Origin of the sequence: Tissierella creatinophila DSM 6911 (genome assembly GCF_001940565.1) — a bacterium.
GTDB lineage: Bacteria > Bacillota > Clostridia > Tissierellales > Tissierellaceae > Tissierella_A > Tissierella_A creatinophila.
This window is the reverse complement of record NZ_LTDM01000064.1, coordinates 47,808-63,712: the sequence shown is the minus strand read 5'-3', so window position 1 is coordinate 63,712 and position 15,905 is coordinate 47,808. Positions and strand designations below refer to the sequence as shown.

Here is a 15,905-nt window from a genome sequence, read left to right as displayed (position 1 = left end):
TCCTTAATTCTTATCAAAAAAATTTTTTAATTTTTCAAATCGCGGATCTATATTTTCTACAATACAATCACAAGATTTTTTGTTGAAGTCTGTTCCACACAGAGGGCATAAACCCTTACAGTCTTCTTTACATAAAGTTTTCATAGGTAAAGAAGATAGAACTTCCATGAGGACATATTTTTCTATATCCAAGACATCATTTTTATAATAAATAATATCTTCTTCTTCTTCATCCTCTTCTTGCATTTTTTTATAATCTTCTAGTTTAGCAGATAAAGATGATTTAACATTCTTTATAGTAGAATTTAAACAACGATCACAATTAGTTTTAAAGGTATAATAAGTAGATATATTTATTATATATTCCCTATTTACTTTACATATTTCACCTTTGTATTTTATAGGGTCAAGAACTTCAAATTCCTTTAAATTTAAGTTTACATCGCTGCCTACTATTTCTCCATCAAAAAAATATACGGTTTCATCTTTAGAGAATAAATTAGATAAATCAATGCTCATTGATTTTCACCTCTTTAACTAACAAAGTTTATTATATAAAGTAGAGCCACTTTTGTCAAGAACTATCTATTATTTGCTAGACTTAAAGTTTCTTTAGCAATCATAAGTTCTTCATTAGTCGGAACTACCATAATTGTTACTCCACCTATATTTTTGCTTATAATAGCTTCTTTACCACGTACTTTGTTTAATTCATGATCCATAATTATATTTAAGCATACTAAATTTTCACATATTCCTTCTCTAATAATATCAGAATTTTCTCCTACTCCTCCTGTAAATACTAAGGCATCAATACTACACATCTGTGCTGCATAAGCTGCAATATATTTAATGACTCTGTGGCAAAATATATCTAAAGCAAGTTTGGCTCTTTCATTTCCTGCTATTGCTATATCTTCTAAATCTCTAAAGTCACTACTTATCCCTGAAATGCCTAATACTCCAGACTTTTTATTTAATATATCATTTACTTCATCAAAATCAATATTTTCTTTTTCCATTATAAAAGGTATAATTGCAGGGTCAATATCTCCAGAACGCGTTCCCATTACAAGCCCTTCTAAAGGAGTAAATCCCATACTAGTATCTATTGACTTGCCACCTTGTACAGCTGTTACACTTGATCCATTACCTAAGTGACAAGTTACTATATTAAGATCTTTTATATCTTTACCTAGTATATCAGCAGCTCTTTGAGATACATATTTATGGGATGTACCATGAAAACCATATCTTCTAATTCTATATTTTTCATAATATTCATATGGTAGTGGATATATATAGTTTTCTTTTGGAATTGTTTGGTGAAAAGCAGTATCAAATACCGCTACCATTGGTATATTGGGCATCAACTCCTTACAAGCTTGTATTCCCATAATATTTGGTGGGTTGTGAAGTGGTGCAAGCTCTATACAGTCTTCGATAGCATTCATTACTTCCTCATCTATAATTACAGACTCTGAAAATTTTTCTCCCCCATGTACTACTCTATGACCTACAGCTCCTATTTCATCCATAGATTTTATAGCGCCATATTCTTCATTTATTATAGAACTTAAAACTAATTCTAAAGCTCTTTTGTGGTCATTCATAACTTCTTCGATTATTACTCTTTCTTTTCCGGTAGTATCATGTTTTATTCGGGATCCTTCTATTCCAATTCTTTCTACTAATCCCTTTGCCAAAACACTTTCATCTTTAGCATCAATAAGTTGATACTTTAATGAAGAACTACCACAGTTAATTACTAAGATATTCATTTATACGCCTCCTATAAGCTTTAACAATAATATAATATTATTATTGTTATATAACAATAATAATATTATATTATTGTTAAAAAATCAATGTTTTATATATTTTTGATTTAACTAAATTTATTATAACATATGTTATAATAAATTAGTTAAATATCTAAAAGGAGGATTTTATGAAGGTGTTAGGATTAGTTGCAGAATATAACCCATTTCATTATGGACATAAGCATCATCTTAAAGAGTCATTATCAATCACAAACTCCCATTATTCAGTGGCTGTGATGAGTAGCTCTTTTGTTCAAAGAGGAGAACCTTCTTTTGTTGATAAATGGACTCGCTCAAAGATGGCTATAGAAAACGGGGTAGATTTGGTGCTTGAACTTCCATTTGTTTACTCTGCTCAAAGTGCAGAACTATTTGCATTAGGAGCAGTAAAACTATTAAATTCTTTAAAAATAGTTGATTTTATATCATTTGGTAGTGAAGAGGGTAATTTAGAACCGCTAAAAAGGATAAGCAAAATTCTTTTAGAAGAGCCTTTAGAATTTCAATCCTCTCTTAAGCAATATCTTTCTTTAGGAAATTCGTTTCCAGTTTCTAGAAGTTTAGCTTTACAAGAGTTTTTAAAAAATGATAGCTTATCACAAGATTATGATTTTAAAAAGATTCTTAAGCAATCTAATAATATATTAGGAATTGAATACCTTAAAGCCTTATTTAATACAAAGTCCACTATAAAGCCAATTACTATAAAGAGAATAGGGGCAAATTATAAAGACATAGACACAAGCACTTCAATTTCCTCAGCTACAGGTATAAGAAATATTATATTAAATAAAGATATAAAAGCTTGTAAAGAACTTGTTCCTTTAGAAACCTTTAATTTATTAAAAGAATATATTTTAAAATATAATAAGTTTAATACTCTCGGAAATTATAATCATATAATTCGATATTTGTTTTTAACTGAAAATAATAATGTTCTAAAAGATTTACTTGATATTGATGAAGGCTTAGAAAATAGAATTATAAAGTTTATTAAAGAAAACAATAGTATTGAGGAAATTATATCTAAAACAACTACAAAGAGATACCCTTCCACTCGCATTCAAAGAATATTTATACATCTTTTGCTTCATTTAAATGAAGTGAATTTAAAAGAGCTTTATTCTTATAGGACTCAATATATAAGAGTTCTTGCTGCAAATAAAAAAGGGCTATATCTTTTAAATAAGATAAAGAAGGAATCTGAGGTTAAAATCATTACGAAATTTGCTAATTATGAAAAATATAATAATGAGGTTATAAATAAGTTTTTATACTTTGAAAAAAAAGCTACAGATATTTATTTTTTAGGGCTCAATCTAGATAAACCATTAGTTGATATGGATTATTACACAACTCCCTATATAAAGTAAATTTATTTTCATATTATATAGTATTATTAAATATAATATGGAGAGGTGATTTTATGAAATCTTTTAAAAACAACAAAATAAATTTTAAAACAAATATATTTTATTTACTTATTTTATTTGTTATGATTTCTATAATTAAAGATCCAGCCCTTTCTATAGATAGTGCTAAAAATGGTATTTTAATTTGGTTTAATGTACTTTTACCATCTCTTTTACCATTTTTTATACTCTCCGAGCTATTAATTTTATCTGGTTTCGTAAAAACTTTTGGAAATCTCTTAAAGCCAGTTATGAAACCTTTATTTAATGTTTCAGGAGAGGGATCATTTCCAGTAATAATGAGCATGGTATCAGGTTATCCGGTTGGCTCTAAGCTTACATGTAGTTTGAGAAACAAAAATATAATTACAAAATTAGAAGGTGATAGACTTATAACATTTAGTTCAACTTCAGGTCCACTATTCATCTTGGGAGCTGTTTTAGTAGGAATGTTAAATAGTCCTCATTTGAAATTTCTAATGATAGCACCACATTATTTAGGATCATTGACATTGGGATTTTTGTTTAGTTTTTATAATCCCGAACAAAAAAGATTAAAGCAAAACCAATCTAATATATATATAGAAAACAAAATCAATAAAGAAAACAATCAACCTCTGGGATATATCATTTCTAAAAGTGTTAAAGATGGAATGAATTCTATCATTTTAGTTGGAGGATTTGTAATACTTTACTCTGTTATAATAGAAGTATTTTTGAATTCTCACCTGATTAAAATCTTTATTATTAGTTTATCTAGGTCTTTAAATATAAGTGTTGAAATATTAGTAGGAGTATTTGCTGGTATATTTGAAATAAGTATAGGTGCTCAAAAAATTGCGGCTTTAGATTTAAATGTTTTTTATAAAATATGTATAATAAACTTTATAATAGCTTGGGGAGGTTTTTCTGGCCAAAGTCAGGCTTTAAGTTTTATAAGTCAGACAGATATAAATAGTAAAATATTTGTAATTGGTAAGTTTTTTCATGGTGCTTTTTCTGCTATATATACATATATATTTTACTTATTGAAATATAAAAATACAATTATACCTTCAACAAGTTTTCCAAGTATAATTCAAAAGGGATATGATTTTAATAATTGGATTTCTACTTTTGTGGAATCTACGAAATTATCAATGGCCGTTTGTTTATATTTCTTAGTATTAAGTTTATTTATTCATTTAATCTTTTTACAAAAAAAAGAGGCTTAGTTATCGCCTCTTAATTCCTTTCTATTATCATTAAGTAAAATAATTACTTCTTTTAAGTTTTCCTGAGTTTCTAGGAGTAAACTATCCGCATACTCCATAGCTCCAAGTCGTATTTCTTTAGCATTATTCTGAGCTTTCTCTATGATTTCTTTAGCTCTTTCTTGAGCTATTTTAGTTATACTCTCTCCCTCTATGAGTTCTTCCAATTTATATTCTGCATCATTTAATATATTATCAGCATCATTTTGTGCATCAGCTAATATTCTCTGCTTCTCTTCTTTTATCCATGAAGCTTGTTTTATCTCATCTGGGAGTCTAAGCCTTATCTCTTTAATTATATCTAAAATTTCATCGGAATCTATCATAACCTTTTTGGTAAAAGGTACAGAGCCTCCACTTTCAATTAAATCTTCAATTTCATCTACCAATTTTAATACATCCATCACAGACCACCTCTTATCTTATTTTTTAAACTTTTTTCTATTATTTTAGGAACAAAACAATCTATACTTCCACCATTAAGCGCAATTTCTTTTACTATACTAGAACTTAAATATACATATTCACTCCGTGAAACCATAAAAAGTGTTTCTATATCTGGATCAAGTTTTTTATTTACTAAGGCCATCTGCATTTCATATTCATAATCAGATACGGCTCTTAATCCTCTTATCATAGTACTACATTTTTTTTCTTTAGCATAATCAGCTAAAAGTCCTGAAAAAGAATCTATCTCTACATTTCTAAACTCCTTTGTAGTTTCTTCTAAAAGTTTTATTCTTTCATCTATGGTAAAAAACTCTTTTTTAGATACATTATTTAAAACAGCAATAATCACGTAGTCAAACTTTTTAGAACATCTTTCTATTATATCCAGGTGACCATATGTCACAGGATCAAAACTGCCTGGATATATTACTTTCATTTACTTCCTCCTTAAGACCTTTTAAGAATGTTATAGATTTACTTCCATAGTTCCTAAAGTCTATCTTTTCAAAGTTTATTATAGCCTCATCTAATTCTAGTTGTTTTTCATGCTCAATCATTATAACACCATCCTTGTGTAAAATGTGATATCTATTTATATGCTCTAAAACAGTAAATAAAAGATCATGCTTTTCAAAAGGAGGATCTATGTATATATAATCAAATTTCAAACCTTGGTCTTTTAGAAATGAAATAACACCAATACTATCTTTTTTATATATTGTAGCATATTCTAAAAATTTAGTATGCTCTAGATTTTCCTTTACAGTTTTTATACTCTCATAAGAAGAATCTACAAAATAAGCTTTATTAGCTCCTCTACTTAAAAACTCTATTCCGATAGCCCCAGAACCTGCAAACAAATCTAGAACTAAGGAATCTTTCTTTAAAGTCCCTAATATATTAAATAAAGATTCTTTTATTCTATCTTCTGTAGGCCTAGTATTTTGACCTTTAGGCGATTTTAATTTATGACCTTTACTTATTCCAGATATAACTCTCACACCGATTCTCCTTTAGTTTTAATATATCTATAATATCATATAATATCATATTTTAAAAAGTTAATTTAAGATTAAATCCTCTCCTACATCTTTAAACATGTTTTTTATCTCTATTTTTAACTTTTGATGCTCTAGTCTTTCTAAGTTTGGATCTATTCTCATTATTTCTAAAGCTTCCTTTTGAACTATCTTTAATATTCTTATATCAGTAAATAAGTTAGCAATTTTTAGTTCCGGTAATCCATGTTGTCTAGTTCCAAAAAATTCACCAGGACCTCTAATTTCTAAATCCTTTTCTGATATTTTAAATCCATCAGTAGAATCTTGTAATATTCTCATTCTTTCTCTAGCGATTTTATTTTTACTATAGTTTATAAGTATACAATAAGACTGATACTCTCCCCTACCTACTCTTCCTCTTAATTGATGAAGCTGCGCTAGTCCAAATCTTTCTGAATTGTATATAGTCATTATATTTGCATTTGGAACATTTACCCCAACCTCTATTACAGTTGTAGAGATCAAAATATCTAAATTTTTATTTTTAAACATTTGCATAATCTCATCTTTTTCTTTGGAATTCATTTTTCCATGTAAAAGACCAACTTTAAATTCTTTGAAAGTATTATCTTTTAATTCAGTATATATCTCTTGGGCAGAATTTAAATTTAAACTCTCAGATTCCTCTATTAGAGGACAGACTATATAAGCTTGTCTCCCTTCTAATATTTGTTTTTTTATAAATCCGTTCATTCTCTCAATCATATTTGGCCCTATTGCAAAGGTTTCAATCTCTTTCCTTCCAGGAGGAAGTTCATCTATTATGGAAATATCTAAATCCCCATATAAAATTAGTGCCAAAGTTCTGGGAATTGGAGTTGCCGTCATAACTATAATATCTGGATTGTTTCCCTTCTTATTTAATATAGCCCTTTGTTTTACCCCAAATCTATGTTGTTCATCAGTAATTGCAAGTCCAAGTCTATCAAATTCAATTCCCTCTTGAATAATAGCATGAGTCCCTATTAGAATATCTATTTCTCCATTTTTAAGTTTTTCTAATACTTTAGCCTTATTTTTAGGAGTTAAAGAACCAATGAGAAGTTCGCATTTTATCCCCCATTCATCAAATATAGGTTCTAATGATTTAAAATGCTGAGTTGCAAGTATTTCTGTAGGGGCTAGCATTGCACTTTGATATCCAGATTTAACACATTTAAACATAGCGATAGCAGCTATGATAGTTTTACCAGAACCTACATCACCTTGTATAAGTCTATTCATTTGTTTGTCACTGTCCATATCTTTTTCTATTTCTTCTATTACTCTAGTTTGGGCATTTGTTAGCTTAAATGAAAGGGAGTTTATCATTTTTTTAGTATCTTTAAACTTACAAAAAGATATACCTTTATTATCAGTTGTGCTAGAACTTTTTATCATAAATAAACCTAATTGTAAAATTAGTAATTCTTCAAATTTCAATCTGTTTTGAGCTTGTTTTAATTTTTCACTATTAATAGGATAATGAATGTTTTTTATAGAATCTTTTATACTCATTAAGTTATATTTATGCATCATGTATAGTGGTAAATTCTCTTGTAATAAATCTACATTTTCTTTTACTGCTATTGTCATAATTTTAAGTATATCATTATTTGTAAGTCCCTTAGTTAAAGAGTATAACGGTATTATTCGTCCTAGATTGCTGTTTAATTCTTTTTTTTCAAAGATAGGATTTGTAACTTGTAACTCCATTCCTATTTTATTTATTTTACCATGTATTTTAAATATATCACCTATATTAAATTTATTTTTCAAGTATTCTTGATTAAAAAATGTTAAATATCCTTGCCCACTATTGTCTTTAAATGGTACCTTTAGAATAGACATATTTTTTCTGGGTTTTAAAATTTGTCCCGATCCTAATATTTCAACTTCTAAACTAGCTTTTTCTCCTATTGGAGATTCTTTAAGAAGTGAGAATCTTGATCTATCTTCATATTCTTTTGGGAAAAACTTTAACAAATCTTCAACAGTATATATTCCTAATTTATTTAGTTTATCTGCTCTTTTAGGACCTACACCTTTAAGAAATTGTATATCTATCTTTCACACCTCCTTTTAAATAGAATAAAAACACCCTACTTTAAAAGTAGGGTAATTTTATTCTAAAGAAAAAATATAATAATAAAGAGGCTGACCACCATATATTACCTCTATATCTATGCCCTCTAGTTCTGTTTCCAAAGATGATGCTAATTCATTTGCTTCTTCTTCTTTTATATCTTCTCCATAAAAAACTGTAACTAAAGATATATCATCATTTATAATTTCTTTAATTAAATTTATAGATACTTCGTTGATGTCTTTGCCTGAAACTAAAACATCTCCTTTTGAGAGCCCTATTATATCATCTTTATTAATTCTTTTATTATCTAAATCAGTATCTCTTACAGCATAAGTTATCTGACCGGTAACTACGTTTTTAATGCTCGATATCATGTTTTCTATATTATCCTCTACATTGTCTTCTTCATTAAAAGCCAAAAGAGCAGAAATCCCCTCTGGAATAGTTTTTGTAGGAAGAACAACAATATTTCTATTACTAAGTTCTTTAGTCTGTTCGGCTGCAAGTATTATATTACCGTTATTTGGAAGTATAAATACATTTTTACCTTTTGTATTTTCTATTGCATTAAATATATCTTCCGTACTCGGATTCATAGTTTGTCCTCCTGGTACAATATAATCTACATTTAACTCATTAAAAACCTTATCTATTCCTTCACCAATAGAAATAGCGACAAAAGAGTATTCTTTTTGTTTTTGTTTTTCAGATAAATCTTTTATATCCTTTTGTGATTCCAATTCTTTTTTTAATAAAATCTCCTCATGTTGATATCTCATATTATCAATTTTTATATCGCTTAAACTACCCAGTGAAGTACCTTTTTGAATAACTAATCCTGGGTCATTAGTATGGATGTGTATTTTTATAAGGTTTTCTCCACCTACAACCATCAGTGAATCACCTAATTTAGATAAATCTTCCCTTAAGCCATTTATATCATTATATTTTGTATTTATCATAAGTTCAGTACAGTATCCATATTTAATATCATCAGTATCAATGGGTTCTCTATGAGAAATTTCTACTTTTGGAGCCTTAGATTTTTCTATAAATTCTTCTTCAAAACTTTCTATACCAGCTAATGCATTATATGCTCCTATAAGAACATACATAAAACCTTTACCACCAGCATCAACTACGCCTGCTTGTTTTAACACTTGAAGCATCTCTGGAGTTTTTTCTAAAGTAATATTACCGTGATCTATTACTCTTTTTAAAAATACTAATACATCTTCATCTTCTCTCCAAATAGACATAGCAAATTCGCCACACTCTCTAGCTACAGTAAGGATTGTTCCTTCAGTGGGTTTCATTACAGCTTTATATGCAGTATCTGAAGCTTCTTTTAAACCTTTAGCTAATAATTTTACATTTACTTCTTTATGATTTTTTAAACCATTTGCAAATCCTCTAAAAAGCTGTGATAGTATAACCCCAGAGTTCCCCCTAGCACCCATCAAAGAGCCCTGGCTTGCTCCCAAAGCTATTTTAGATGCATCATTGCCTTCTACTAAGAGTCCCTGTTTTACGGCTGATTTAATGGTTAAACTCATATTAGTTCCAGTGTCTCCATCTGGAACAGGAAAAACGTTTAAGGAGTTTACCTCCTCCTTGTTTTTTTCGAGAAGACCTGCAGCACCTTTAAGTGCCTTTTTCATCAGGGCTCCATCTATAATCTTTATTTTCAAGTATAGTACCTCCTTAAACTACTTTTGAACCCTAATTCCTTGTACATAAATATTTATGGAATCTATCTTTTGTCCAGTTAGTTTTTCTACATTAAATTTTACTCTTTCAATTATGTTTTTTGCTACAACTGAGATTTTAACACCATATTGTAATATTACATGTAAATCAATAACAAGTCTATTATCTTTTGAATATACTTTTATTCCCTTTGTTAAAGAATCCCACTTCAGTAGTTCAAATAACCCATCTGTAGCATTCTTAGAAGCCATACCTACTATACCATAGCTTTCCATTGCAGATACACCTGCAAGTGTTGCTATTACGCTTTCATCAATGCTTATTGTTCCTATATCTGTATTAGTTTTGGCTGGCATAAACAATCTCCTCCTTGTTTTTACATATACCATATTTAATATTCTACCCTAAAAATAAAAAAAATTCAACTAAATACTATTTCTCTTTTATCTTATGCCTATAATAGTTTTAATAAAACTATTATAGGCATAAGATAAAAATTTAACGTTTTTTATAACCCTTACACTAATTAAGTTAGATTATTATCACATTTTAGTTGCATTTATATAGTTTTATGTGTTAGAATATTATAGTATTTATAGCTAATAAGAATAAAACTATATGATTTTGTTTAAAGCTAGTCAAGGAGGTGTTTCAAATGGCAAGAAGCTGTGATGTATGTGGAAAAGGTAAAACATTTGGTCATAATGTTACCTTCTCAAATAAAAAGAATCTTAGAAGTTGGTCCCCTAATCTTAGAAAAGTAAGAGCCATTATAAATGGATCTGTTAAAAAAATCAATGTATGTACTAGATGTTTAAGATCAGGATATGTTGAAAGGGCACTATAGATATATTTATGAAATAAGGCTACCACTAGTGGTAGCCTTATTTCATAAATATTAGTGTTCCCATTAAAAGTAACCCTATACCTATTAATAAAAGTAAAAATCTTACAGGCATTACATTTATGACTATTAAAAAACCTATTACCCCTAGGGAAATGCCTATAATCTTTTCCATTTTAGTTTTATGGCAATATCTAAATCCCTTCATAATAACACTCCCTATTCCTTTATAATATAATATACAAAGAATAGTAATAGGTTACTAATAAAAACTAATCTTTAGATTCTATTACAAGGGCTTCACCTCTATGAATTTTTATATCACCACATTCTTCTACTATTTTATTACTTATTCCTCTAGTACTTGAAAACTCTATATAATCTTTTTTTAGAGGATATAGAAATCCCTCTAAGCTTATTATTATTCCTTCTTTACTAATAGGTATAATTGAAATAAAAAAACCTTCTTTTTTCTTTAAAGAGATACTATCACTAGTATAAAAAATCCTATTATTTGCATCTATTATTTTACCTCTCGCTCCTAAATCATATATTCTTTTAAGTAAATATATATTTGCAAGTGTATGGTCAAATCTTGTACCAGTAACTCCCATAAGTCTTATATCTTTATAGCCTTCTTGTAGTAAATAGTTGATACAAAGTTCTGTATCAGTTTCATCTTTCATTTTAGGAAACTTTCGTATTTCTACATTCTCATTCTTTAAAATTTTTAATTCTTTTTCTCCTATAGAATCCAAATCTCCTAATACGATATTTGGGAGTTTATCTATCTTTAAAAGATGATTTACTCCTCCATCTGCACATACTATATAATCATTTTCTTCTACGACCTTACTTAACAATTTATAATCTTTTATTTCTCCACTAGATATTATTAATCCCTTCATCTCTAAGCCTTTCTTTGGTTGAAAAATTTCTTAAATATATGTTAAAACAATAATATCAAATTAATTTGATATTATTGTTTTAAATTGACTAGTTCTTAGTTCTAAATTAGAATCTTTAAATATATCAGAACCAACGACTATTAAATCAGCTCCTAAATCTACTATTTCCTTTACATTATCTAACTTAACTCCACCATCTACTTCTAAAATTATATTTAAAGACTTTTCATCTATTAGTTCCCTAGTTAATTTTATTTTATTTTTAATGGCAGGAATAAAAGATTGTCCACCAAATCCTGGATTTACACTCATTATAAGTATTAGGTCTAAATCATCTATTACATACTCTAAGCTATTTAAATTAGTTGATGGATTTAAAGATACACCTGCCTTTACTCCAAAGGATTTTATAAGTTGTATAACTCTATGAAGATGAATAGTTGCTTCTCCATGAACAGTTATAATATCTGCTCCAGCATCTACAAAATCTTTTATATATCTTTCAGGTTTATCTATCATTAAATGAACATCCAGAGGAAGTGTGGTAATCTTTTTGATGCTTTTTATAATAGGCGTCCCAAAAGATATATTAGGAACATAGTTTCCATCCATAACATCCAGATGAAGATAATCTGCCCCCCCTTTTTCAAGTTTTTCTATTTCACTCTTTAATTCTGCAAAGTTTGCAGATAATAAAGAAGGCGATAATTTAGCCATATCAATACCTCCTAATATTCTTTACTTCTTCTAATAGTAAAAGATAATTATCATATCTTTTTTTATTTATAATATTTTTTTCTACAGCATCTTTTACAGAGCATCCTGGTTCTTTATTATGCAAACAACTTAGGAATTTGCAATCCTTACCATATTCATGTATTTCCTTAAAATAATCACGAACCTCAGATTCATTTTCTATAAAGTCTAAATTTAAAGAACTAAATCCTGGAGAATCTAATACAAAAGAATTGTGGTCTAATTCTAAAAGTTCAATATGTCTAGTAGTGTGCTTTCCCCTTTTATTTTTAGAACTTATATCCCCAGTGTCTAATTTAAATCCTTTATGAATTTTGTTTAATATAGATGACTTACCTACTCCTGAAGGACCAGCAAATACACTTATATTATCTTTTAAATGGTTTTTTAAACTTTCAATTCCTATATCTAATTTTGTACTAGCTATTATAACTTCGTATCCTGCACTTTCATATATTACTTTTAACTTTTCAGCTTCTTTACTATCTAAGTCTGATTTATTAAAAACTACAACTGTATGCAGACCTTCATATTCTGCCATCAACAAAAACTTATCTAATAACCAAGTATTTATATCAGGGTTTTTCACGCTCATAACTACTATAGCCTGCGTTATATTTGCTACCGGAGGCCTTAACAATTCAGTATTTCTGGGTTTTATATCTATAATATAACCCATATTATCTTCTGAACTAATCTTTATATTTACAAAATCTCCTATAAGTGGCGTAAGATTTTCAACTCTAAATACTCCTCTAGCTCTACTTTTTATAACACCTTTAGAGGTTTTAACAGAATATATTCCTCCTACACCTTTAACTATTCTTCCTTCTAACATATTTCACTCCTATTCTTTTTTTATCTTTGTCTCTTGTAATATATTATCAAAATATATTTCGAATTTAGAACCTTTTTTACCCTTAGAAACTACTTCTATTTCATTTCCATTTGCAACATGCTCTTTATAATATACTTGTTCTGTCTTACCCTCTTGTATCTTAATTATGTTTACTTCTACTTGCTCACCCTCTTCTTTAGTAGGCAGTTTTATAATAAATCTGATTTTCCCCTCCGTAAGTTCAGGTTCTGGAATAGGTTCAGGTTGTGGCTCTGGTTCTGGCTTTGGCTCTGGTTTTGGTTCTGGAGTGGGTTCTGGAATAAATTGTTTACCTTTGCTTACATACAGGTCAATTGAGGTATTTAGTTTAAGTTCTCTTCCCTCATCATAGGATTGAAAATATACTACTCCTTCTGGATAATCATTGTTATATTCTTCTTTTATATTTCCTATAGTAAGACCTAACGATAAAATCTTATTTTTAGCTTCTGTAATGTTTCTACCCACTACCCGCGGCATAATAACAGATTTTATTTCTTCACCTTTACTTATTACAAGAATTACTTTATCTCCTTTTGCTAAATAAGTATAAGCTTCTGGTCTTTGTTCCATTATAGTCTCTGTTGGAAATGTATCAGAAAACTCATACTTAGTTTCACCTAATTCAAACCCAAGTTCTTCTATTTTATCCATTGCCTCATCTAAAGTTTGATTTACAAAGCTAGGAACTCTTATAAGTTTTCCACCTTCACTTATAACAACTTCTATCGTATATCCACTTTTAACTTTAGAGTTTTTTTCTTGATTTTGTTTAACTACTTTTCCTTCCTCAAATTCATCACTTTGAATTCTATCTTTTATAACAAGTTTCAAATCTAAATCTTTAGCTTTTTTTTCGGCTTCCTCTATTGGCATACCTACAAAGTTTGGAACTATTACCTCTGAAGATTTAAAAAAGTCTTTAAATTTTAGAAACCCAAAAAACATAATACCTACTACTAAAAAAGCTAATAATATAGCTAAAATCGTAGTCTTTGTTCCAGATTTGTTTTCATCATCCTCTTCTAACTTATCATCTTTTTCTTTTACAAAATGATTATTTTCAACGATGTCTTCATCTTTTATTATAGGTATTACCATTGTAGGAGAATCTTCTATTACCTTGTTTTCATTTATAATCGGCACTTTAAGGATATCTATATTTTTTAAGTCATTTATTAAATATGACATTTTTTGATATCTATCACTTTGATTTTTTGACACGCATTTTAAAATGATAGATTCTAGTTCTTTTGAAATACTAGGATCAATTTCTCTTGGATGTATAATCTCCTCTTGTATATGTTTTAAGGCAACTGCTACAGGTGTCTCTGCATTAAACGGGAGTTTTCCAGTTATCATTTCATACATTACGATTCCTAAAGAATATATATCTGACTTCTCATCTGTATATCCTCCCCTTGCCTGTTCAGGAGAAATATAATGAACTGATCCTAGTGTATCCGAACCAATTGTTACAGTAGAAGATGTAACAGCTCTTGCAATACCAAAATCTGTTACTTTTACCCTATTGTTATCATTTATCATAATATTATGGGGTTTTATATCTCTATGTATAATAAAGTTTGAATGCGCATGCTCAATTGCTTCTGCTATTTGCAAACTATAAAATATAGTATCAGAAATATTTAGTTTGTTGTTTTCCGTTATCACTTCTTTTAAAGTTTTACCTTTTATATATTCCATTACAATATATGGAGTTTTACCATTTGAGTCTTCCATGTATCCTACATCATATACGTTCACAATATTAGGATGTGAAAGGCTAGCTGCCGCTTGAGATTCCCTCTTAAATTTTTCTGCAAATGTCTCATCATTTATATATTGCTGTTTTAAAACTTTTATAGCCACAAACCTATTTAAAACCTTACATTTAGCTTTATAGACCTCGGCCATTCCACCTTCTCCAATTTTTTCTACTATTTCATATCTATTGTTTAAAACTTTACCTATCATATATTCACCTCGTTTCTTAAAATTCAATTATTATTAGACTAATATTATCAAGTCCTCCATTTTTTTTTGCTCTCTCAATAAGTTTTTCACCTGCATCTATTATAGAAATATTATCTTTAATTATTTCAAAAATCTGATCTTCATAGACCATATTAAATAGTCCATCAGTGCACAAAAGTAATTTATCCTCCTTTTTGTAATTGCTCTCTATTATATCTATCTCAATATCAAAACTCGTACCAACAGCTCTAGTTATCATATTCTTTTGAGGATGGTTTTTAGCTTCCTCTTTTGTTATTTCATTCTTTTTTATAAGTTCATTTACTAAAGAATGATCTTCTGTTAACTGAATAATACTATCATTTCCAATTTTATATATTCTACTATCTCCTACATGTCCAATAAAAATATGATTTTTAAATATATAACAAAGACTAATAGTAGTACCCATACCATTGTATTCTGGTAATTCTAAAGACTTTTTATATATAACGCTGTTTGCCTTTTCAATAGCATTATATATTGTATTCCTTATGTTTTTTTTATTCGTAAGTTTTTCTTTATTGTTTAAAAAGATTTCCTTTATAATATTTATTGCATCTGAACTTGCAATCTCACCACCATTGTGACCACCCATTCCATCAGCCATAATAAATAGTGGAAAGTCATACTCATTAGATGAAAAAAACGAATCTTGGTTTTTTGCCCTTACAAGCCCAATATCTGTTAGTGCAATTATATTCATATATTCACCCCTATCCAAATA

17 protein-coding genes are annotated in these 15,905 nt (G+C 28.5%); 3 read left to right on the top strand and 14 right to left on the bottom strand.

What is annotated here, in order from left to right:
- Positions 1–3 precede the first annotated feature (3 nt).
- Together TICRE_RS11555 and TICRE_RS11550 are read right to left on the bottom strand one after the other, a co-directional pair.
- Entirely contained in the window at positions 4–519 is a 516-nt protein-coding gene (locus TICRE_RS11555; RefSeq protein ID WP_075728232.1) for a YceD family protein, read from the bottom strand.
- A gap of 62 nt (positions 520–581) precedes the next feature.
- Positions 582–1,781: an acetate/propionate family kinase gene (locus tag TICRE_RS11550; protein ID WP_075728229.1), complete on the bottom strand. Its 1,200-nt coding sequence runs from the start codon at positions 1,779–1,781 to the stop codon at positions 582–584.
- 170 nt (positions 1,782–1,951) lie between these two features.
- On the opposite strand from TICRE_RS11550, the gene TICRE_RS11545 reads away from it, so the two are divergent.
- On the top strand, positions 1,952–3,196 hold the full coding sequence (locus tag TICRE_RS11545) for a nucleotidyltransferase (protein WP_075728227.1): 1,245 nt from the start codon (positions 1,952–1,954) through the stop codon (positions 3,194–3,196).
- Positions 3,197–3,249: 53 nt separating this feature from the next.
- Positions 3,250–4,449: a sporulation integral membrane protein YlbJ gene (gene ylbJ / locus TICRE_RS11540; protein WP_075728225.1), complete on the top strand. Its 1,200-nt coding sequence runs from the start codon at positions 3,250–3,252 to the stop codon at positions 4,447–4,449.
- Here ylbJ and TICRE_RS11535 read toward each other — a convergent pair.
- The 6 genes from TICRE_RS11535 to TICRE_RS11510 form a co-directional block, all read right to left on the bottom strand.
- The gene (locus TICRE_RS11535) at positions 4,446–4,892 is read right to left on the bottom strand and encodes an ATPase (protein ID WP_075728223.1); all 447 of its coding nucleotides are present in this window, start codon (positions 4,890–4,892) and stop codon (positions 4,446–4,448) included. The two genes, ylbJ and TICRE_RS11535, sit on opposite strands and share 4 nt — an antisense overlap.
- Positions 4,892–5,374: a pantetheine-phosphate adenylyltransferase gene (gene coaD / locus TICRE_RS11530; protein WP_075728221.1), complete on the bottom strand. Its 483-nt coding sequence runs from the start codon at positions 5,372–5,374 to the stop codon at positions 4,892–4,894. The genes TICRE_RS11535 and coaD overlap by 1 nt, the downstream gene beginning before the upstream one ends.
- Positions 5,346–5,939 (bottom strand): 16S rRNA (guanine(966)-N(2))-methyltransferase RsmD, encoded by a 594-nt coding sequence (rsmD, locus tag TICRE_RS11525; protein WP_075728219.1) that lies wholly within the window; start codon positions 5,937–5,939, stop codon positions 5,346–5,348. Before rsmD ends, coaD begins: the two co-directional genes overlap by 29 nt.
- Before the next feature lie 60 nt (positions 5,940–5,999).
- Positions 6,000–8,039, bottom strand: a complete 2,040-nt coding sequence (gene recG / locus TICRE_RS11520; protein WP_233120207.1) for an ATP-dependent DNA helicase RecG — start codon at positions 8,037–8,039, stop codon at positions 6,000–6,002.
- Positions 8,040–8,102: 63 nt separating this feature from the next.
- Complete coding sequence (locus TICRE_RS11515; RefSeq protein WP_075728215.1) at positions 8,103–9,758, bottom strand: DAK2 domain-containing protein; 1,656 nt, start codon at positions 9,756–9,758, stop codon at positions 8,103–8,105.
- Positions 9,759–9,776: 18 nt separating this feature from the next.
- Positions 9,777–10,133 (bottom strand): Asp23/Gls24 family envelope stress response protein, encoded by a 357-nt coding sequence (locus tag TICRE_RS11510; protein ID WP_075728213.1) that lies wholly within the window; start codon positions 10,131–10,133, stop codon positions 9,777–9,779.
- Between the two features lie 299 nt (positions 10,134–10,432).
- On the opposite strand from TICRE_RS11510, the gene rpmB reads away from it, so the two are divergent.
- Positions 10,433–10,624, top strand: a complete 192-nt coding sequence (gene rpmB / locus TICRE_RS11505; protein ID WP_075728211.1) for a 50S ribosomal protein L28 — start codon at positions 10,433–10,435, stop codon at positions 10,622–10,624.
- Positions 10,625–10,661: 37 nt separating this feature from the next.
- On the opposite strand, the gene TICRE_RS13320 is transcribed toward rpmB, so the two are convergent.
- The 6 genes from TICRE_RS13320 to TICRE_RS11480 all read right to left on the bottom strand — a co-directional run bounded on the left by TICRE_RS13320 (position 10,662) and on the right by TICRE_RS11480 (position 15,884).
- Positions 10,662–10,829, bottom strand: coding sequence for a hypothetical protein (locus TICRE_RS13320; protein ID WP_158016539.1), 168 nt, complete (start codon positions 10,827–10,829; stop codon positions 10,662–10,664).
- 64 nt (positions 10,830–10,893) lie between these two features.
- Positions 10,894–11,529 (bottom strand): thiamine diphosphokinase, encoded by a 636-nt coding sequence (locus TICRE_RS11500; RefSeq protein ID WP_075728209.1) that lies wholly within the window; start codon positions 11,527–11,529, stop codon positions 10,894–10,896.
- Between the two features lie 60 nt (positions 11,530–11,589).
- A complete protein-coding gene (gene rpe, locus TICRE_RS11495) occupies positions 11,590–12,246 on the bottom strand; it encodes a ribulose-phosphate 3-epimerase (protein ID WP_075728207.1) in 657 nt (218 codons plus the stop codon).
- Position 12,247: 1 nt separating this feature from the next.
- Positions 12,248–13,123, bottom strand: a complete 876-nt coding sequence (rsgA, locus tag TICRE_RS11490) for a ribosome small subunit-dependent GTPase A (RefSeq protein WP_075728205.1) — start codon at positions 13,121–13,123, stop codon at positions 12,248–12,250.
- Positions 13,124–13,132: 9 nt separating this feature from the next.
- A complete protein-coding gene (gene pknB, locus TICRE_RS11485) occupies positions 13,133–15,166 on the bottom strand; it encodes a Stk1 family PASTA domain-containing Ser/Thr kinase (RefSeq protein ID WP_233120205.1) in 2,034 nt (677 codons plus the stop codon).
- Positions 15,156–15,884, bottom strand: a complete 729-nt coding sequence (locus TICRE_RS11480; RefSeq protein ID WP_075728203.1) for a Stp1/IreP family PP2C-type Ser/Thr phosphatase — start codon at positions 15,882–15,884, stop codon at positions 15,156–15,158. Before TICRE_RS11480 ends, pknB begins: the two co-directional genes overlap by 11 nt.
- Between the last annotated feature and the right edge of the window lie 21 nt (positions 15,885–15,905).